The organism is Streptomyces sp. NPDC002698, from assembly GCF_042888945.1.
In the GTDB taxonomy this organism is placed as follows: Bacteria; Actinomycetota; Actinomycetes; order Streptomycetales; family Streptomycetaceae; genus Streptomyces.
The window spans coordinates 1-17,006 of record NZ_JBIAQM010000052.1; the positions used below are offsets into that span (position 1 = coordinate 1).

The 17,006-nt window shown below is 66.9% G+C and carries 18 protein-coding genes and 1 pseudogene; 7 read left to right on the forward strand and 12 right to left on the reverse strand.

What is annotated here, in order from left to right; all coding sequences use genetic code 11:
• Positions 1–281: 281 nt before the first annotated feature.
• Both ACFYW9_RS37845 and ACFYW9_RS37850 read right to left on the reverse strand, forming a co-directional pair.
• Complete coding sequence (locus ACFYW9_RS37845) at positions 282–1,574, reverse strand: IS256 family transposase (RefSeq protein ID WP_389159612.1); 1,293 nt, start codon at positions 1,572–1,574, stop codon at positions 282–284.
• Between the two features lie 1,304 nt (positions 1,575–2,878).
• Entirely contained in the window at positions 2,879–3,271 is a 393-nt protein-coding gene (locus ACFYW9_RS37850; RefSeq protein ID WP_389159613.1) for a DUF6192 family protein, read from the reverse strand.
• A gap of 223 nt (positions 3,272–3,494) precedes the next feature.
• On the opposite strand from ACFYW9_RS37850, the gene ACFYW9_RS37855 reads away from it, so the two are divergent.
• Together ACFYW9_RS37855 and ACFYW9_RS37860 are read left to right on the forward strand one after the other, a co-directional pair.
• Positions 3,495–3,929, forward strand: coding sequence for a hypothetical protein (locus ACFYW9_RS37855; RefSeq protein WP_389159614.1), 435 nt, complete (start codon positions 3,495–3,497; stop codon positions 3,927–3,929).
• A gap of 585 nt (positions 3,930–4,514) precedes the next feature.
• The gene (locus ACFYW9_RS37860; RefSeq protein ID WP_389159615.1) at positions 4,515–4,835 is read left to right on the forward strand and encodes a MerR family transcriptional regulator; all 321 of its coding nucleotides are present in this window, start codon (positions 4,515–4,517) and stop codon (positions 4,833–4,835) included.
• A gap of 745 nt (positions 4,836–5,580) precedes the next feature.
• Here ACFYW9_RS37860 and ACFYW9_RS37865 read toward each other — a convergent pair.
• The gene (locus tag ACFYW9_RS37865; RefSeq protein WP_067385923.1) at positions 5,581–5,751 is read right to left on the reverse strand and encodes a hydrophobic protein; all 171 of its coding nucleotides are present in this window, start codon (positions 5,749–5,751) and stop codon (positions 5,581–5,583) included.
• A gap of 183 nt (positions 5,752–5,934) precedes the next feature.
• Here ACFYW9_RS37865 and ACFYW9_RS37870 point away from each other — a divergent pair, with 183 nt between their 5' ends.
• A complete protein-coding gene (locus tag ACFYW9_RS37870; protein WP_389159616.1) occupies positions 5,935–6,111 on the forward strand; it encodes a CsbD family protein in 177 nt (58 codons plus the stop codon).
• A 251-nt stretch (positions 6,112–6,362) separates the two neighbouring features.
• Here ACFYW9_RS37870 and ACFYW9_RS37875 read toward each other — a convergent pair whose 3' ends face one another.
• Together ACFYW9_RS37875 and ACFYW9_RS37880 are read right to left on the reverse strand one after the other, a co-directional pair.
• Entirely contained in the window at positions 6,363–6,803 is a 441-nt protein-coding gene (locus tag ACFYW9_RS37875; RefSeq protein ID WP_389159617.1) for a DUF2267 domain-containing protein, read from the reverse strand.
• 183 nt (positions 6,804–6,986) lie between these two features.
• A complete protein-coding gene (locus tag ACFYW9_RS37880; RefSeq protein ID WP_389159618.1) occupies positions 6,987–7,418 on the reverse strand; it encodes an Hsp20/alpha crystallin family protein in 432 nt (143 codons plus the stop codon).
• A 143-nt stretch (positions 7,419–7,561) separates the two neighbouring features.
• Here ACFYW9_RS37880 and ACFYW9_RS37885 point away from each other — a divergent pair, with 143 nt between their 5' ends.
• Positions 7,562–8,209 carry a type III effector protein gene (locus ACFYW9_RS37885; RefSeq protein ID WP_389159619.1) on the forward strand — a complete coding sequence of 216 codons (648 nt, stop codon included), beginning with the start codon at positions 7,562–7,564 and terminating at the stop codon, positions 8,207–8,209.
• Positions 8,210–9,152: 943 nt separating this feature from the next.
• Here ACFYW9_RS37885 and ACFYW9_RS37890 read toward each other — a convergent pair.
• Entirely contained in the window at positions 9,153–9,455 is a 303-nt protein-coding gene (locus tag ACFYW9_RS37890) for a hypothetical protein (protein ID WP_389159620.1), read from the reverse strand.
• A 437-nt stretch (positions 9,456–9,892) separates the two neighbouring features.
• Between ACFYW9_RS37890 and ACFYW9_RS37895 the strand changes: the two genes are divergently transcribed.
• The gene (locus tag ACFYW9_RS37895) at positions 9,893–10,153 is read left to right on the forward strand and encodes a DUF6479 family protein (RefSeq protein ID WP_389159621.1); all 261 of its coding nucleotides are present in this window, start codon (positions 9,893–9,895) and stop codon (positions 10,151–10,153) included.
• Positions 10,154–10,463: 310 nt separating this feature from the next.
• Here the strand turns inward: ACFYW9_RS37895 and ACFYW9_RS37900 are convergent.
• From ACFYW9_RS37900 to ppk2, 5 genes and pseudogenes are all read right to left on the reverse strand, one after another.
• Positions 10,464–10,718, reverse strand: a pseudogene (locus tag ACFYW9_RS37900) (IS630 family transposase); the annotation flags it as partial.
• Positions 10,715–11,194, reverse strand: a complete 480-nt coding sequence (locus tag ACFYW9_RS37905) for a helix-turn-helix domain-containing protein (RefSeq protein WP_389159622.1) — start codon at positions 11,192–11,194, stop codon at positions 10,715–10,717. The gene ACFYW9_RS37905 and the pseudogene ACFYW9_RS37900, both read right to left, overlap by 4 nt.
• Before the next feature lie 273 nt (positions 11,195–11,467).
• Positions 11,468–11,602, reverse strand: coding sequence for a hypothetical protein (locus tag ACFYW9_RS37910; protein ID WP_389159623.1), 135 nt, complete (start codon positions 11,600–11,602; stop codon positions 11,468–11,470).
• 767 nt (positions 11,603–12,369) lie between these two features.
• Complete coding sequence (locus tag ACFYW9_RS37915; protein ID WP_389159624.1) at positions 12,370–13,215, reverse strand: RNA polymerase sigma factor SigF; 846 nt, start codon at positions 13,213–13,215, stop codon at positions 12,370–12,372.
• Positions 13,216–13,516: 301 nt separating this feature from the next.
• Positions 13,517–14,470, reverse strand: a complete 954-nt coding sequence (ppk2, locus tag ACFYW9_RS37920; RefSeq protein ID WP_389159625.1) for a polyphosphate kinase 2 — start codon at positions 14,468–14,470, stop codon at positions 13,517–13,519.
• Between the two features lie 573 nt (positions 14,471–15,043).
• On the opposite strand from ppk2, the gene ACFYW9_RS37925 reads away from it, so the two are divergent.
• Together ACFYW9_RS37925 and ACFYW9_RS37930 are read left to right on the forward strand one after the other, a co-directional pair.
• A complete protein-coding gene (locus ACFYW9_RS37925; protein ID WP_389159626.1) occupies positions 15,044–15,370 on the forward strand; it encodes a hypothetical protein in 327 nt (108 codons plus the stop codon).
• 24 nt (positions 15,371–15,394) lie between these two features.
• Positions 15,395–16,222: a restriction endonuclease gene (locus ACFYW9_RS37930; RefSeq protein WP_389159627.1), complete on the forward strand. Its 828-nt coding sequence runs from the start codon at positions 15,395–15,397 to the stop codon at positions 16,220–16,222.
• 375 nt (positions 16,223–16,597) lie between these two features.
• Here the strand turns inward: ACFYW9_RS37930 and ACFYW9_RS37935 are convergent, their stop codons facing one another.
• Complete coding sequence (locus tag ACFYW9_RS37935; RefSeq protein WP_389159628.1) at positions 16,598–16,957, reverse strand: winged helix-turn-helix transcriptional regulator; 360 nt, start codon at positions 16,955–16,957, stop codon at positions 16,598–16,600.
• Positions 16,958–17,006 lie beyond the last annotated feature (49 nt).

Sequence of the window (17,006 nt, forward strand, 5' to 3'; positions counted from 1 at the left end):
CATCCCGACCGCGAGGCCGGCCGCCCCCAGCTCCCAGTCCACCCGATGCCCCCGTCGTGCCTCAGTCCGTCCCGGTCGCCGTCCGGCGACAGACTGGGTCGCCCCGCACATCGAGGACCGAGGCGAGGACCGTGCCCCATCCGTGCCCGCAGACCGGGATTCGCATCGGCTGAGGCAAGCTCTCCTGAATCGCGCTGACACTGCCGACCCTGTCCGCGTCGCCGGTCTTCTCGATCCCTTCGGGACTGTCAAACGAGTGGTGTAACTGGGGGTAGTTGGGGTTACTGACGGGCTGCGGAGAGGCGGCCGTCGAAGGTGATGTCGAAGGCGTTCAGTGCGGTCTTCCAGCGCATGGTCCAGCGGGCCTGGCCCTTGCCGGTGGGATCGAGCGACATGATCGCCATGTAGACGCACTTCAGGGCGGCCTGCTCGTTCGGGAAGTGTCCGCGGGCCTTGACCGCCCGACGGATGCGGGCGTTGACCGACTCGATCGCGTTCGTCGTGCAGACGATGCGCCGGATCTCGGTGTCGAAGCGCAGGAACGGGGTGAACTCTTCCCAGGCGTTCTCCCACAGTTTCACGATCGCCGGATACTTCCTGCCCCAGACCTCGGCGAACTCCGCGAACCTCTCCAGCGCGGCCTCCTCGGTCGCAGCGGTGTAGACGGGTTTGAGTAGACGCGCGATCTTGTCCCAGTCCTGACGGGCGGCATAGCGGAAGGAATTCCGCAGCAGGTGGACCACGCAGGTCTGCACGATCGTCTGCGGCCAGACCGTCTCCACCGCCTCGGGCAGGCCTTTCAGTCCGTCGCAGACGAGCATGAGGACGTCGCTGACGCCGCGGTTCTTGATCTCGGTGAGGATGTGCATCCAGTGCTTGGCGCCCTCGCCGCCGTCGCCGGCCCACAGCCCCAGGATCTCCCGCCGACCCTCGGCGGTGACCGCCAGAGCCACGTAGACGGGCCGGTTGGCGACCGCACCGTCGCGGATCTTCACGTGGATCGCGTCGATGAAGATCACCGGATAGATCATGTCGAGCGGGCGGTTCTGCCATTCGGCCATGCCCTCGAGGACCTGGTCGGTGATGGTGGAGATGGTCTGGCGGGAGACCTCGGCGCCGTAGACCTCGGCCAGGTGGGCCTGGACCTCGCCGGTGGTCAGGCCCTTCGCGGCCAGTGAGATGACCATCTCGTCGACACCGGTCAGGCGCTTCTGCCGCTTCTTGACGATCCTCGGCTCGAAGGAGCCGTCCCGGTCGCGGGGCACGGTTATCTCCACCGGTCCGACGTCGGTCAGCACCGTCTTGGAGCGTTTGCCGTTGCGGGAGTTGCCGCCGTCCTTGCCTGCCGGATCGTGCTTGCCGTAGCCGAGATGGTCGGTGATCTCGCCCTCCAGGGCGGACTCCAGCAGCCGCTTGGTCAGCTGCTGCAGCAGCCCACCCTCACCGGTCAGCCGCAGCCCCTCGGCCTGGGCCCGGTGCACCAGCTCGTCGATCAACTGGTCATCCACGGCCTTCACCGACACAGCCTTCGAGGGCTCGACGGCTCCGGACTCGGACACGTTCTCACTGGTCATCGACGCATCCTCCATGATCGGGAGTTACACCGAACGTCTTACAGTCCCTCACCAGCCCTTCGTTGCTGTCGGTAGGTGATGTTGCGCCCCGGTCAATGGAGGGGGAGAAGAACGGGCTGAGATAGCCAGGTAGGTGGGCGTCGCCAAAGGTTTCGCGGATTGTCGGCGATCACGGCAGGAAGAAGGGACCGGCCATCGTGCTTCACCGTCCCCAGAGGCATCGGAGCCTGCGGGCCACCATCCTGGCCTGACAGCCGGAGGCCGAAAGTGAGACTCGCTGACCTGGAAACCAGGGAACAGTACGATCTGCGCTCGATGCCGACTCAGAGACATGATCAATTCCGAGCATGGTCACGCATGAGGCCTGAGAGATCATCTGGCGGCCGTAATGGCGCGGAGACCGGCAGGTGCGACTGGCCCGGGGATGATGGGGTAGGCGCTTGTGGCTGGCCGGGGAAGGACCGTGACCTGGGGAGGTCGAACGCGCCCTTCCCCGGTCCTTGTGACCCGGCTGCTGTCGGTCTGGGAAACCTCCACCAAGATCTCCCACGACTGGTCCATCGGGCGGATTCGGGGCCGTTGCCAGTCGCCGATTCAGCCGTTGATCAGGTATGACCGCCCCTTCACCGAGCCATTTCGCCATGTACGAGGCAGCCTTTATCAGGCGTCTGCTGACTGATCCGGAGTGGCATGAGGTGCTGGAGAGCCGACCGGATCTGGCAGATGCCCTCGCGGCCTACAGGTCGTCCATATCGCTTCCATGCGTGGACGAGGAGGCCCAGAATCCCGTGTGAACTCTGGACGCTGCCACCCGCCGGGTTGTCAGGCCGGGAGGTTCTGAGGCGGCCCGGGGGTGCATCGGAGGGGCGTTCGGGGCCGCCAACAGCATCAATGGGGCCTCGAACCCCCGGCGCCGCCAATTCAGCAGGGTCACCCGTGGAGCGGCCGGGAAAGGGCGGTGCGGCCCGGGTCTCCAGAGCCGCAATGACGGGCCCGGGCCAGAGGTGAGGGCTTGGCCCCCATGGCACAAGCTGGGCCCTCGTCCACTGTGCGTCGGCCACGGCGGGCGGGCACGGTCGGCGCGCATGGTGTGAACGACTGGGCCGCAGGTCCGCTACGGCCCGCAGTGATCAAGATGCGTAGAGGCGAGGGTCCTGTTCCTGGTGTCGCCAGCAGGAGCAGGACCTGCGGGGTAGGCGCCAGTTCGTTGGCGCCATCGCACCAACGGAGCGCACGCTGGAGATCAGCGGTGCCCTCGGTGTCGCTCACGTACAGCGTTCCGGCGTGGGCCGGCCGATCCTTCTTCAGGCTGGCCGTGCTCTGCGGGCGCGGGCGTCATCTCGGTAAGCACCGATTTCGGGCTGGCGGGTGGGGCGCGGTGAGTTTCTCATGCGGGGGATGGGCATCTTCGTCTGAATTTCGACGCGGCGCCTGGCATCGTCCAGTATCCAGTGGGTCTTGCCGCCGGGGAGATTGTCGATCGCGGCGAACCGTTCCGCGTCGTCGTCGATGCGGGCCAGCACCTGGTGGACCGGGAACGGCTCCGTTTCCCGGCGCCGGTCGGCCGACCAGCGTGATGCCGTCCATCGGGCCTGTTCGACCGTTGTCACCGGCAGGCCGATGTCCCTGACCAGCCGGGTCAGGGATTGCTCCACCGACCACGCGGAGTACTGGACCGGTCCGCTGCCCGAACCCATCGACTCGATCTCCAGGGCCCTGTCCCCGATAGTGAACTGGTCCTGCGCCAGTCGGCCGGCCGCACTGCGCAGTTCAGCAACGATCTGCTCGTAGCGGAGCTGGCCGCTGGCACCTGCTGCAGAACCTCGCCGTTGCGGTGGAGAAGGCCTGCCACCAGCAACGCGCCTGCCTGCGCAACGCGCCGCTGAGGAGACCGCCCGCATACCCGAGGCACCCCCGCTGATGCAGCTCCCGCTGTACGAGCTGCCGCGAACGCAGATTGTCGAACGGACCCGCCACCGCCACGCCGACGTGCACAAGCTCGTCGCGGCAGGCTGGACCATCAGCGCCATCGCCCGCCGGCTCCACCTCTACCGCAAGACCGTCCGGCGCTTACGCGACACCGACCTCGACCAGCTTCTGGCCTCCGCTTGCGAACGCCGTCCAGCGGGGGTGCTCGAGCCGTTCAAGCCGTACTTGAACGGCCGCTTCACCGAGAGCCTCGGCCAGGTCAGCGGCAGCCAGCTGTTCCTGGAGATCCGCGAACGCGGCTACCGCGGTAGCCGCCAGGTCGTCCGCAAACACCTCGCCGCACTCGGCGCCGGCAACGCCGAACCCGTCCGAGTCGACATCAGCCTGTCTCCGCCCTGTGGTCACCGCACACCAGTCACGAGGTAACGGTCAAGTCGCAGGGCCTCCAGCATGGCGGTATGAGTGGTGGACTTGGGATGCATGGGCGGCCCGGTCCTTGAGGGTGGAGTCGGTACCGGGCCGCCACACCCAACATGCCCCGAGCAGCGTGGCGCTGCCAGGCTGATATGGCACACGGGTGATCAAGAGGCCGCGTGCTCGTACGCCCGATGGCAACGTCTGCCGCGTCGGCAATTTTGACGTAGACGGTAGGTAGCAGAGGCGAGGGTCCTGCTCCTGGTATCGCCGGCGGGAGCAGGACCCTTGAGTTTTTCTGTGTCGATGGCGACGGCTACGGCCCCGATGCAGCGGCCCCAAGGGAAGCGAGTAGCCCGGCCCCGCAGATGGTACGAGGCCGGGCTCAAGCTGAGGGCCCGAGACCGGGCGCGGTTCAGGTCCTCAGTTCACGCGCATCTGAGATGTCTGCGCGCGATGTCTCTTGTAACGATCTTCGCTGCGGACGGACACGGAAGGCGGGCGAAGTATCAGGACCGGCAGATGGTGTAGCAGTTCCTTCGGGGCCCTGGCGCGAACAGTGCCAGGGCCCCTCCACGTGTTCAGCAGAGAGGTGCGATGACAGCAGACGACTCGTTCGACCGGCTCGACGATGATGACTGCCCCGCCTACACAATGGGGCGGGCCGCCGAACTCCTCGGCACCACGCAGAGCTTCCTCCGCGCGATCGGCGAAGCCCGCCTGATCACCCCGCCGCGCTCCGCGGGCGGACACCGCTGCTACTCCCGCTACCAACTGGTCATTGCCTCCCGTGCCCGGGGCACGCCGATCGAGGCCGCCTGCCGCTTCGTCATCCTCGAGGAACAGCTCGAAGAAGCACGTATCAACGCCGAATACTGCTGCGCCTGCCAGCCCGCGGATCCAACGGCCGTGGCCTGAGCCGGCCAGGCCCCTGGAACTTCCCGCGCCGCCGCCCCGACGCGTGCGAAGGGGACCGGCCGGAGACACTCCGGTAGGCATCCAGCGCATAGGCGCGGGCCCTGGCGTCAGATGTTGCGCTGGGGCTGGTGCCGGCTGCCGGACTGCTCGTGGTGGCCGGAGTCTCCGGTGCCCCTTGTTGTCGTCGAACTCGGGTATTCCTTGATCGCGTCCCTGTGAGCCCGACATAGATCTTCCGCTCGAACTGGTCGCCCATGAGCACGGTGTTGGCCGGAGCAGGACGTGCTTGCCGAAGATTCCCACGCCGATGTCAACGACGAGGCAGGAGTGTCGGCGTCGTCCGAGTGCTCCTCGCCACCTTGTATGCGGTCAGGTCGGTGCCTCGGCGGTCGGCTGTGGCCCCAGATATGTCAATTCAGAAAGTACGCCTCCCTCAACGGAAGTCGTCACCTGTCCGTAGCCCGAACCGGAGGCTCTTTAGGCGTCATCAAATTCGGTGACGTTCCTTCAGGAGTGCCAGTGAGCATCTTGAGCTCGCGCGCTGTGGAAAGCACGGATGGCCGGAGGCGCCGTGCTGGAGGGCCATGGTTCTTGGCATCACGGCCGCCTCCGGCCATGACCCCCCGGCTACCCCGAACCAGAGGAATCACCACTCTCATCCTGCTGTCACCGGGACGGGACATGGGTGGGGCCCAACGCCGTGACGTCGGGCCCCACCCATGACTTCTGCCGTTGCTATGGCTGTCTACCAGCGGTACCAGCGGCCGCGCTTGCCGCCGCTTGCTGTCGGGCGGATCACGAAGCCGAGGACCCACACGATCAGCACGATGACGGCGATCCACCACAGTGCCTTCAGTGCGAAACCGGCACCGAAGAGGATCAGGGCGAGCAGAAGAACAAGAAGAATAGGAACCATAGTTATCAACCTCCGGACGATCGTGTGCCCTGCAGTCCGATCTTCATTCCTGCGGGACTTATGTATTTCTTAGGTGGTCCGCGGCCGCGAAAGCGTGGCGGTCATCGCGCTGGTTTGAGAATGCGTTCTGGGGTGACACGGAGGGCGTACGTGAGTTCCGATGTGAGGCAGGGGTGAGTGGTTGTGGCTGCGGACGAGAAGGCTCAGGCCAAGGGTGAGCAGGTCGAGGGCAAGGCCAAGAAGGTCGTCGGCGGTGTGGTCGGCAACGAGTCCCTGAAGGCCCAGGGTCAGGCCAAGGAGTCCCAGGGTGACCTGCGTGCGGCGAAGGAGAAGGCCAAGGACGCCGTCCGGCCCAAGTAGGCGCGTAGCACTCCTGATCCCGGCAGCCTGTTGGCTGCCGGGATTTGTGCTGTCTGTGTGAGCCCGCTCAGGCGACGGATGGCCGGAGGGCTACATCATCGGCCCGCGACGGCAATAGTCCAGGAGGGCATACGGCTGCTGTGGCCAACTGGCCGCGGTCGAACGGCAGAAGCTCTGGCCATCCGGTTGTACCGCGCGGCGTACTGCAGGTAGGTGCGATGCGTTCTGGGTGATGGCGCCGGGCCGGGCGGTCAGGCGGCCCGGACGAGCTGGGCCCGTCCGAACAGCAGGGCATAGCCGTCGGGCAGTTGTCCGATGATCCGGGTGGTCAGGTCGTCTCCGGCCAGGCGTGCGACGACGCCGAGCACCGACCCGGTGTCCCAGCGGGTCGTGGCCAGACTGCCTCCGCTTCGCTCCGCGAGGTCCTTCACAAAGCCCCAGCCCGTCAAATGCCTGTCGGTGGGGATCTGGGAGGTAAGGATGTCGGCTGCCTCCTGAGGGAGGCGAGCGGCCAGTTCCATCCGCTCGGCGCCCGTCAGCTGGCGGCCGAGGCCTGCGATTACCCGGCGTACGACGCCTTCGGCCTGGGTGCGGGTGGGGTAGGCGCCTTCGTAGCGCACCTTCTCCAGCATCTGCTCGAAGGTGGCGGCGGCCGTCTGGGCAGGGGGCACGGGGGGAGAGAGAAGAGTCATGAGGCGCGTCGGCTTTCCTTGCGTGACCGTCGTCTTCCTGCGGTAGACCGACTGTTTCCGCGTGAACCGCGTTCTTCGCGGGGGTCGGTCGTCCGGCCTGGAGTGAGGAGTCGGTGCCGCCGGGCCCAGGCGGGATGGCAGGCAAACCGCCCGGGCCCCGGCCGGTGGGGCACCTTCACCGGATCAGCTGTCGAGTTCCCTGCGGTCACCGGTGCTGTTGACGCTGATCTTGCGGGGCTTGGCCCGCTCGGCGATCGGGATACGGAGCGTCAGGACGCCGGCCTCATAGTCCGCGGAGATGTGCTCGGTGTCGAGGATGTCGGCCAGGACGATCTGGCGGGAGAAGACACCGAGCGGCCGCTCGGACAGTTCCGTCTGGGCGCTCTCCGACCGAGGCAGGGGCCGACGTTCTGCCTTCACAGTGAGCATGTTCCGCTCGACGTCGATGTCCAGGGCGTCGGGATCGATGCCCGGCAGGTCGAAGGCGATGACGTACTGCTCGCCGTCCCGGTAGGCGTCCATCGGCATCGCGGAGGGGCGGGACCACGTTCCCGGGCCCATCAGGTGCTGGGCGAGGCGGTCGAGTTCACGGAACGGGTCGGTGCGCATCAACACGGGATACACCTCCAGATGAGTTCAGCAGTTGCTGTGCGCTTCACCTGACACCGTTGTAGCATGTCATCCGAACGACGACAACTCATCTGTCATCCGAACAACGACGGCTTGGGGTGGCGGGCGTAATCAGCGGAGGAGAGACGATGACTGACGACCCCATCCCGGCACCGGCATCCTTCACGGCAACGGTCACCGCACTTGAGGCCATTGCCCAGGCCATGCGGACGGCGCGAACCGCGGAGGAAACTTCCGCGGACGATCCTGAGCAGGCCATAGCGGCCCTGCTCCTCCTGCGCGAGGTACGCGAGCAACTGGCGGGCTGGGAGCCCGGACTGATCGAGACAGCCCGTGACGCCGGAGCCAGCTGGACTGAATTGGCCCACCCGCTCGGCGTCTCCAGCCGTCAGGCCGCCGAACGTCGTTACCTGCGCGTGCGCCCCGGCGAAGCCGGCGCCACCAAGGAACAGCGTGTGCGGTCCACCCGCGACCAGCGCGCCGCGGACCGCTCCGTAACGGCCTGGGCACAGGACCATGCCGCCGTGCTGCGCCAGCTCGCCGGGGCCATCACCGCCCTGCCGGACCTGCCGGCCACAGCGACGGACGCGATCAGGTCACTCCACACCGCACTCGGTGACAGTGACCCGGCCCAACTCCTGGGTCCTCTCTCCGATACAGGACCTCACCTGCGGTCTGCTCATCCAGATCTCGCAGAGCGCGTCGTCGAGGTGGGCCGTCGCACCCACGAGAGACGCGAGAGCGAACAGCGTCAGCGCTCTTCTGGCGGGCAGTGACGGCCTCGCCATCCACGAAGGCACGCCGTGCCCCGGATGCCCCGGAGCCATTGGACGACCGCCTCCCTTTTCGGCAGGTGATCGATCCCTGGATGTGGCATTGAACCGGCTCACCCCGCCACGTTCCCGCCCCACGAGCGCGTGACCCGTGAGCTGCGTCCTGCGGCGCTCGGCCGCCACTCGCCGCCTTGGACCGCGCAGTCCGGCCACCGCCATCCCGACCCACCCCGTCATATCCCGCGATCAGCCGAGCCCAGTTCACGCAAGCGGGCAGGACCACGCAGCGGTGGCAGACAGCGCGCGCCTGCTCCTTCGCGATGCGGTCGAGCAACGGCCTGTCGGCGGTGCGAAGCGCGCCTGGGACGCCGGATGTGATGGTCGGCTTGGCATCGACCTCATCAGTGACACCCTCCAGCCCTCCTGCGTTCTGGCGGCATCCTGCTCGTGTGCAGCCGCGATGTGTAGCGCCGAGGACACACTGAGACGGCTGCCGGAGGCAGGCCTTGCTGCACAGACCACTCTGAGGGCCCGCGTTCCCCGGGGCCGATTGTGCGCTCGCGGCGCGCCCGGCTGCAGAAGCAGGGCCTTGCTGCTGCGGGTGAGGAGCAGGGAAAGTTGGACCGCGACGTTCACCGCGATGCAGACCGGGACGTTGGCGGTGATGGCCGCCGACAGTGCCGCCCTGGTGGTGGGGATCTTCCTCGGCTTGGCCATCGCCGGGTATCGACCTTGCCCGGCTGCTGGTCGGGCAGGGGCAGCTTGCCGTGAGGCGGCCGCGGTCCCGGCAGCTGTCGCAGCTTTCCGCTCTCCTGGTGAAGGTTTCCCCAGGAGAGCGGGGAGGACCGCGACGGTCCGTAGATCACCCGTTTGCGGACCGCGACCTGAGTGGGAAGCAGGTTGTCAAACTCGTCGGCCACTGCTTCTCGTTCGGTGCTGTGCGGTGTCAGGAGCCGTCGTAGTGATCCCGGCTGCCGGACTTGGCCAGCCCTCGGCTGATCATGTAACCGACGGTGAGGATCACGATGTACAGCCAGGCCCTGTCGGCCCGGAAGTAGTCGGCGTGGCCGTCTTCGGTGCCCACCATCGTAGAGGCGATCAGGACCGCGATCACGGAAGCGATATAGACGAAGAACTCCGTCGTCTTCAGGGCTGACTTGGTCTCGGTCGAAAGGCGGCGGGCCCGCTGGTCGGCGTCGGCGTGGCTACGGTGTCCCGTAGAAGTACCAGCCGGGTTCACAGTGGTCATGACAGGTGTTCCATTCTATTGTGCGAAGCACGTGATGCACTTCACGACCGGGATCGCGTCAAGATCGACGACGTCCCACCGCGGCGAGTACCCCAAATGGGAAGAATGAACGTCACGTAAAGAGGCCTGACTGCCGCGCCATAGCGTCGCCTCGCTCTGGCCGGCCGCGTCGGCGGGGACTCGCACCCGGTGGAAAGACGTACAAATCACCGGCTGATCCCACTGTGGAAGGTGGAGAACTCCTGTGCGGTCGTCGGCGGTGAGCCCTGGTCAGAGGAGGAGCGTCCACCAGGGCGCGCGTCGCCCGACGCCGAGTAAAGAGTCGAGACAAGGTGAGAAGGCCGGCGGCCGGAGGTGGGCGCGCCGAGCGCACGGCGAGTACCTCGACTGGGGAAACCCCGCCGTGTAGAACGCCGCAATGTGGACACTCGCCGGTCATGGCCACTGAACCGCACACTCTCTTGGCGTCCTCCTCTGCCGGGGTCTTGTTGCTGATGGTGGGCGTCCTTCTCGTCGCGATGCTGCTGGCGGCGTTCGTTGTAGGGCACCGGCGCTCCGCCCGGCGCCGAGAATCCGCCTCCGCGCCCTCACAGCACCAGGAGAAGCAGGCGCGCCAGGTGCTCGAAGACCCTCCGCGCCGTGGAGAAGGCTGGAGCACTCCCGAGGAGGACCCTGAGCACGGGCACCCCCATCGCTAGTGCTGGATTCCTCAAACGAGGTACGTATATCGGCGCCGCAAGGAGCGGGTTGGCGGTGCTGTTCTGCCCCAGATCCAGGGACTGGCACGGGAGTTGAGCTGGTGAGTTGCGAGGGTCGTGGCCTGGGCGATGTCGTTGGGGTTGGCGAAGGAGCGGCCGGCGAGGGCGGCTTTGCGGAAGATGCGCCACCAACCTTCCTGGAGGTTGAGCCAGCAGGCGCCGACGGGGATGAAGGCGTGGTGGATGCGGGGTGGTCCTCGAGCCAGGTCTGGGTGGACAGGCTGTTGTGGCTGGACAGGTTGTCGGTGACGATCCAGATCTCCCCGTCCGGGTTGGCGTCCTCGACCTGTTGCAGGAACTGCTGGTAGAAGACGCTGTTGCGGGAGGACGCGGTCATGGTCAGGACTTGGCCGTCGGCGGGTCGCAGGCCGCCGTAGACCCAGGTTTTCTCCGGTCCGCGGCTGTAGTCGAGCTCCGCTTTGATCCGGTGCCCGTCGGGTGACCAGGCGGGTGCGGGCGGGAATGTCCGGGGGATCACCGGTCCCAGCTCGTCGGCGCAGATCACCGTCGCGTCGTCGGGCGGGTGGGTGTAGAGGCCGATGATCCTTGTCTTTTTGGGACGCAGTCCGGGTCCTTCGAGCGCATCCAGGACCGGGTGCGGCGCCAGCGCACGCCCTCGGCGAGGATGCGTCTGACCTGCGAGCGGCCCACCTCGATCTCCTCAGCCCGTGCTGCCACGGCCAGGGAATCCAGCGTCCACTCGGGCGGTCCCGACTCGTCGAAGGCCCACAGTTCCCCGACGGGCTCCCACCGCAGTCGCCCCGGCGGCACGGTCTTGACCAGGGAGATGATCCGGGACCGTTCCTCCCCGGTGATCCGTCGCTTGCGGCCCTGCCCACCCAGATCATCCAAGCCCTGCAAGCCTGAGCGGTTGAAGCGGTGCAGCCGGCAGCGGACCGTCTTCTGGCTGCAGCCCAGCTCCACCGCGATCGCAGGCACCCGCAGCCCCGACCAGCTCAACTCGATCATCCGGGCCCGCATCACCACATCCCGAGGCGCCTTCCGTGCCCGCGACAGCCGGCCAACGACGGCCAGCTCATCCTCGTCACGCTCCGGTCGCGCCCCTAAAACCATCGCCCAGCACCCGCCCCCGAGCACCCACAACTACCCCGCCACCAGGACATATACCCAGCCAAAGAGGAATCCAGCACTAGGGCCAGCTGCGTGGAGCGCGACGGTGAGTCACAGGCCAACTGTGGTCGGCCACCCGTCCTAAAGTGCAGGCGCTGACGGAAGGAAGACGGCGGGCTTCGGTCACTGGTGGGTGAGGCTGGTTTGGATGGTGCCGATGGCCGAGCGGACGAACCCGTACGTGAAGCCGATGACGAGGCCCCCGGCGACGATGGCCACGACGGTCCACCAAATGTCGACGCTGAGAAGTTGAACCATGTGATTCCTACCTGATCATCGATGATGCGGTGGCTGTGTTTTGCGCCCGAGTACCCAGGAAGGGGGCAAGCCAACGGCAGAGAGCGCAGAGGGGGTGACGCCGAGACCTGACAACCCTCACTGGCGGCAAAGGATGACGGCGAAGTCAAAGACGACTGAGCCGTGAGCAAGGACAGCCGTCACGCCGACCCCTCTGACGGGTTCGTACGTCGCGGCGAGGACGGCTGACTGGCAGGGGTGAAACCCCGCGCGTCCATGGTCTACCCCGCCCGTGCCCCTCAGGCTGGCAACACCCCCGTGCATCCCATCGAGGGCGCACAACATCCAGATCGCGATGCTCAGTTCCCACTACATCAACGACCAGGCAAAAGGACCATAAGGGTGCCAGAAACCCGGTGATCAGCGCGGACGCAGGGAGAAGGAGCTGGTCGGCCGCTGCACGAACGCCAGGCATGAGTGGCAGCCCTCGGACGAACCGGAGCTGGTCAAAACGCGTACGTCCCCGCCTGGTCCCGCTCCCGGGATATTGATCACCTGGGGATCGCTCGGCAAGATCATGGATCCAGAGCTTAAACATCGCGGACCTGCGGCAAAACGGGCTTCCGCGCGCTGTCGCTGGAACCAGATCCCAACTGCCCTGACTACGGGCCAGAACCTTGCGTATCGAGCTCAAAGAGGGCGCGCACCGCCCCTCCGACTCCTCGGGAGGTCGAAGGTCGGCGTGGCCTTGGTGAGGAGAGCACCCCGGCCTTGTTATGGGTCGAGGCTCAGTTGGCGGTGAGCATGCCTTCGCGGAGCTTGGCGAGAGTGCGGTTGAGGAGTCGGGAGACGTGCATCTGGGAGACGCCGAGGTGTTCGCCGATCTGGGCCTGGGTGAGTTCGTCGACGAACCGCATGTGGATGATGCGGCGTTCCCGGTCGTCGAGGCCGGCGATCAAGGGGGCCAGTGCGTGGAAGTCCTCGACGAGTTCGAGGGCGCCGTCCTCGTTGCCGATGAAGTCGGCCAGCGCTGCTTCACCGTCCTCGCTGGAGCTGATGGCGGCGTCCAGGGAGGCTGAGTTGTAGCCGTTGGAGGCCAGTCGTGCCTCGTCGACTTCCTGCTCGCTCAGGCACATCAGCTCGGAGAGTTCCTTGACGGTGGGCATGCGGCCGAGCCGGCTGCGGAGCTCCTCGGTTGCTTTGGCGAGCTGGACGCGGGCTTCCTGGAGGCGGCGGGGTACGTGAACGGCCCAGGAGGTATCCCGGAAGAAGCGCTTGATCTCGCCGGTGATGTAGGGGACGGCGAAGGAGGTGAACTCGACTTCGCGGGACAGCTCGAAGCGGTCGATCGCCTTGATGAGTCCGATGGTGCCGACCTGGACGATGTCCTCCATCTCGTCCGCGCCGCGGCTGCGGAAGCGTGCGGCGGCGTAGCGGACGAGGGTGATGTTCATTTCGATAAGGGTGTTGCGCGCGTACTGGTACGCAGGCGTGCCCTCTTCCAGGACGGCGAGCTGGTCGAAGAACAGCCTGGACAGCTGGCGGGCGTCCTTGGGAGCTACCTGCGAAGGGTCGGTGACTTCGGGTAGCACGGTTGTCCGCTGCTGCGTCGTTTCACTCACCGTCACCGTCATGTCAGAACCCCTCCCACCGTGAATCCATCCTCATTGTGCCGACGTGCTGGCCGTCAACGAGACAGCGGCTACCCACGTCCCAGGAATGCATTCCTCAAGATTCGGACGGCTACTGAGCCTTCCGGGGGTGCCCGCGACCGGCTGAGACCGACGACTTCGAGCTGCCGGTGACGCGCCCGCCCCTGCGCGGGGCTGTCGGACAGGCCGACCAGCTGGTCACGGACCGCCCAACTCATTTGCTGCCAGGCAGGGCGCCGCCCCGCGACTCTGCGCTGGGCGTCCCAGGGAATGCGATCTCGGCTCAGCCGGCCTCTGGGTGTTGTCCGGGCCCTTCGGTGTGACGCGCGAGAGGGGTGGGGGAGAGGACCGACTCTTCCTCCCCGGGCTCGAGGAGGGTGTCGGCCGGGCCGACGATGAGCGGGTCCGGCGTTCCGACGGCTTCGGTGTTCTTGCTGGTGTAGTCGATGCGGGCGAGGAGGCTGCGCATGGCCTCGAGGCGGGCCCGGCGCTTGTCGTTGCTTTTCACGACGGTCCAGGGCGCGTGTTCGGTATCGGTGGCGCGGAACATCTCGATCTTCGCGACGGTGTAGTCGTCCCAGTGATCCAGTGAGTCGAGGTCGGTGGGCGAGAGTTTCCATTGCCGCACGGGGTCGACCTGGCGGATCGCGAAGCGGGTGCGCTGCTCGCTTCGCGAGACGGAGAACCAGAACTTCACCAGCACGATGCCCGCTTCGATGAGCATCTTCTCGAAGCGGGGGCACTGCTGGAGAAACAGTTCGTACTCTGCCTTTGTGCAGTAGTTCATCACGCGCTCCACACCCGCCCGGTTGTACCAGGAGCGGTCGAAGAACACGATCTCGCCCGGTGAGGGCAGGTGCACGGTGTAGCGCTGGAAGTACCACTGACCCGCTTCTCGTTCGGTGGGCTTGTCCAGGGCGACGATGCGGGCACTGCGGGGGTTGAGCCGTTCGGTGAACCGGTGGATCGTGCCGCCCTTGCCCGCGGCGTCACGGCCTTCGCAGACGACGATCAGGCGGGCACCCGTGTCCTTCGCCCAGCGCTGCAGCTTGAGCATCTCGATCTGCAGGACCCGCTTTTGCCGCTCGTACTCCTTGCGCCGGATCTTGCGGTCGTAGGGATAGTTCTCCCGCCACGTCGCGATCGACTGGCCGGCCCCGTCCAGCAGCACCGGCTGCTCCGGTCTGCTCTCGTCCACGGTGAGTCCGTCCAGCAACGCCCTTTGATCCTCGTTCACCGCTCCACCTCTTTCACGGCACGTGTGATGCCTGCGCGCCGGAGCGCGGCATATGTCCTCTGCGGGTTCCCGGGAACCCGCAGGTCAGTCCTAGGCCCGTCGTGATTGTGCACATGGAGAGGGTGTAAAAGTTCGACCTGATCAGAGGGGCATGGTCCGGTTTCTGGCTGGTGCCCGTATGACGGCTACTGCTGATCTCCGAGCCCCAGGCATCGTCGAGGAGAGGATCCAGCTCACTACGACAGGTTGGCGCGAGCCATCGAGAGAACGTCAGTTCGAGAGCACGTCAGTTCGGGAGCGTCAGTCCGTCAGGGGCTCTTTGTGACGAACCGATTCAGCCGACCGTTGCCCCTGCGACCGTGCGGTGAAGGCGACCAGAGCGATGATGGGTTTGCCGATTGGTGTCGTTTGCCGTGAGTTGGTTCACGGCCCGCTCGGTGATAGGCGCCCAGCCTGCTCCCTCGGCACTGAACCCGCGGAACAGGACCCGACCGGGCCGCTGTCCCCTCAGAGCCCTATGTACTTCTCGCCGGTCTCTGCCTGGTGCTGCCGGGCCTTCCGCACTGCGGCAAGATGCTGGAGGTCAAGGAGTACGACGACGCGGCCGACCTGAAGCAGGCTGTCGCCGTGGCCAACAAGGTCGTCAACGACGGGGTGAAGTTCGCGATCGGGCATGTCGCCTCGTCCGCGACCTGGCCGGCCGGTCGACTCCCGGGGTCCGCCTGGGACGCGGTGGCTCCGCTCGGCGCCAGCGGGCGCGGAATGCCGGCGCGCGGGTCCACCCCGACGTGCCTGCCGACGGCGGCGAGCCCGCACCTGTCCTCGGGCCGCAAGAGGTGTGCACGACGGAACCCGGTAGAACAGCCGCTGCCTGGGAAGACGCGAATTGATCTTCGTTGACGTCCCAGGGGAGGAAACATCACCATGGCCGTTCCCGCACGCGCCCGGCGTACCGCGCGCCGCTCCCGCCGGTTCGAACTCCGGGCGACGGCCCTCTACTTCGCCCTCCTCGCCGTCATCCTCGCTCTGGTGGGCGCGGCCGCCCGCACCGCGGCCGCGGCCGCAGTGCACCGTCCCGCCTGGGCTGTGGCGCTCGCCCTTGTGGGCGTCGGCGCCGTCATGGCCGGCTTCCGCGGGAAGCGCCGCATATCGGCGGCCAGGATCGCGCGCCGCGCGGCCGTAGCCCTGGATAAAGCCACGCAGACGGCGGTCGAAGCGCTCGACGCGGCGTCACCGGCTCCCGCCGTCGGCTTGGTCCCCGCCGGGGCCGGCGCCTGCGGCGGCCGCCTCGGCACGGATCCCACTGGCCTGCTTCCCGAGACCGTGCCCGAGGCGCCCGCGGACACGGTGGAGATCGCCTACGAGACCCTGGACCCGGATGAGTTCGAACAGGCGGTGGCCGAACTGTGCCGACGCGACGGCTGTCTCGACGTGGACGTCGTGGGCGGGGCCGGGGACCTGGGCGCCGACGTCGTGGCGAGGACGCCCGACGGGCGCTCGGTCGTCATCCAGTGCAAGCGGTACTGCGACGGCAACCGGGTCGGCTCACAGGACCTGCAGCGCTTCGGCGGCACCTGCTTCACCGTTCACGGCGCCGATGTCGCCGTCGTGGTCACCACCAGCGACTTCACCGCCCCCGCGCTCGACTACGCAGAGCAGTGCGGCATCGTGTGCGTCGACGGTCCGCAACTGCGGCGCTGGCAGGAGGATGCGGGACCGCGGCCGTGGGAGGCGCAGCCCTCGGCGGGCTGACTAGTCGTCGGCTCACGAAGAATTTTCAGCCCGGGGTCTGCAGGGCCGACCACGGCGCTGACCTGCACTGCTCATCGCCCGCGAGCGCCTGATGGTCCAGCTTGCCGCTCAGGTCGCCCAGCTCCTGGACCACACCGAACCGTACCCGGGACGGGTACGGACTCCGGGGCCCAACGCTGCACGCAGCAACGGCCGCTAGACCCCATACCTACGAGAACAGCACAGGGCGGCGAACACCGAACCCGAAGGCCGCGCAACCGTCGAGGGGAGAGAACCGGATGACTCAGCCACGCGACATCCCATGGTCCCAAGGCGCAGGCGTGTACCTGCTCTTCTCTTACGCGTCGTACCATCCCGGCCCCGGCCAGGAGTGAGTCAGAGAATCGGCTGGCGTGCTCGGGCCGCCTCGATGTCCGGGACATGCTCTTCGGCCCAGAGTCGTACGGCGCGGAGCGGGATGAGCAGAGAGCGGCCCAGGGGTGTCAGGGCGTACTCGACGCGGGGTGGGTTCTCGTCGTACGCGTGGCGGCTGATCAAACCGTCGGCTTCCAGGGAGCGCAGGGTCTCGGTGAGGACCTTCGGGGTGATGCCCTGGATATGCCCCTTCAGTTCGGTGAAGCGGCGAGGTCCGTCGTCGAGGGCGTTGACGACGAACACCGTCCAGCGGGCGCCGATACGGTGCAGCACCGTGCGGCTCGGGCAGGTCGCCGCCATCACGTTGTACGCCTTGCCCATTGCTGCTCCCAGTTTCGTTGAAGATACCGGTATCGAATCCATACCGTGG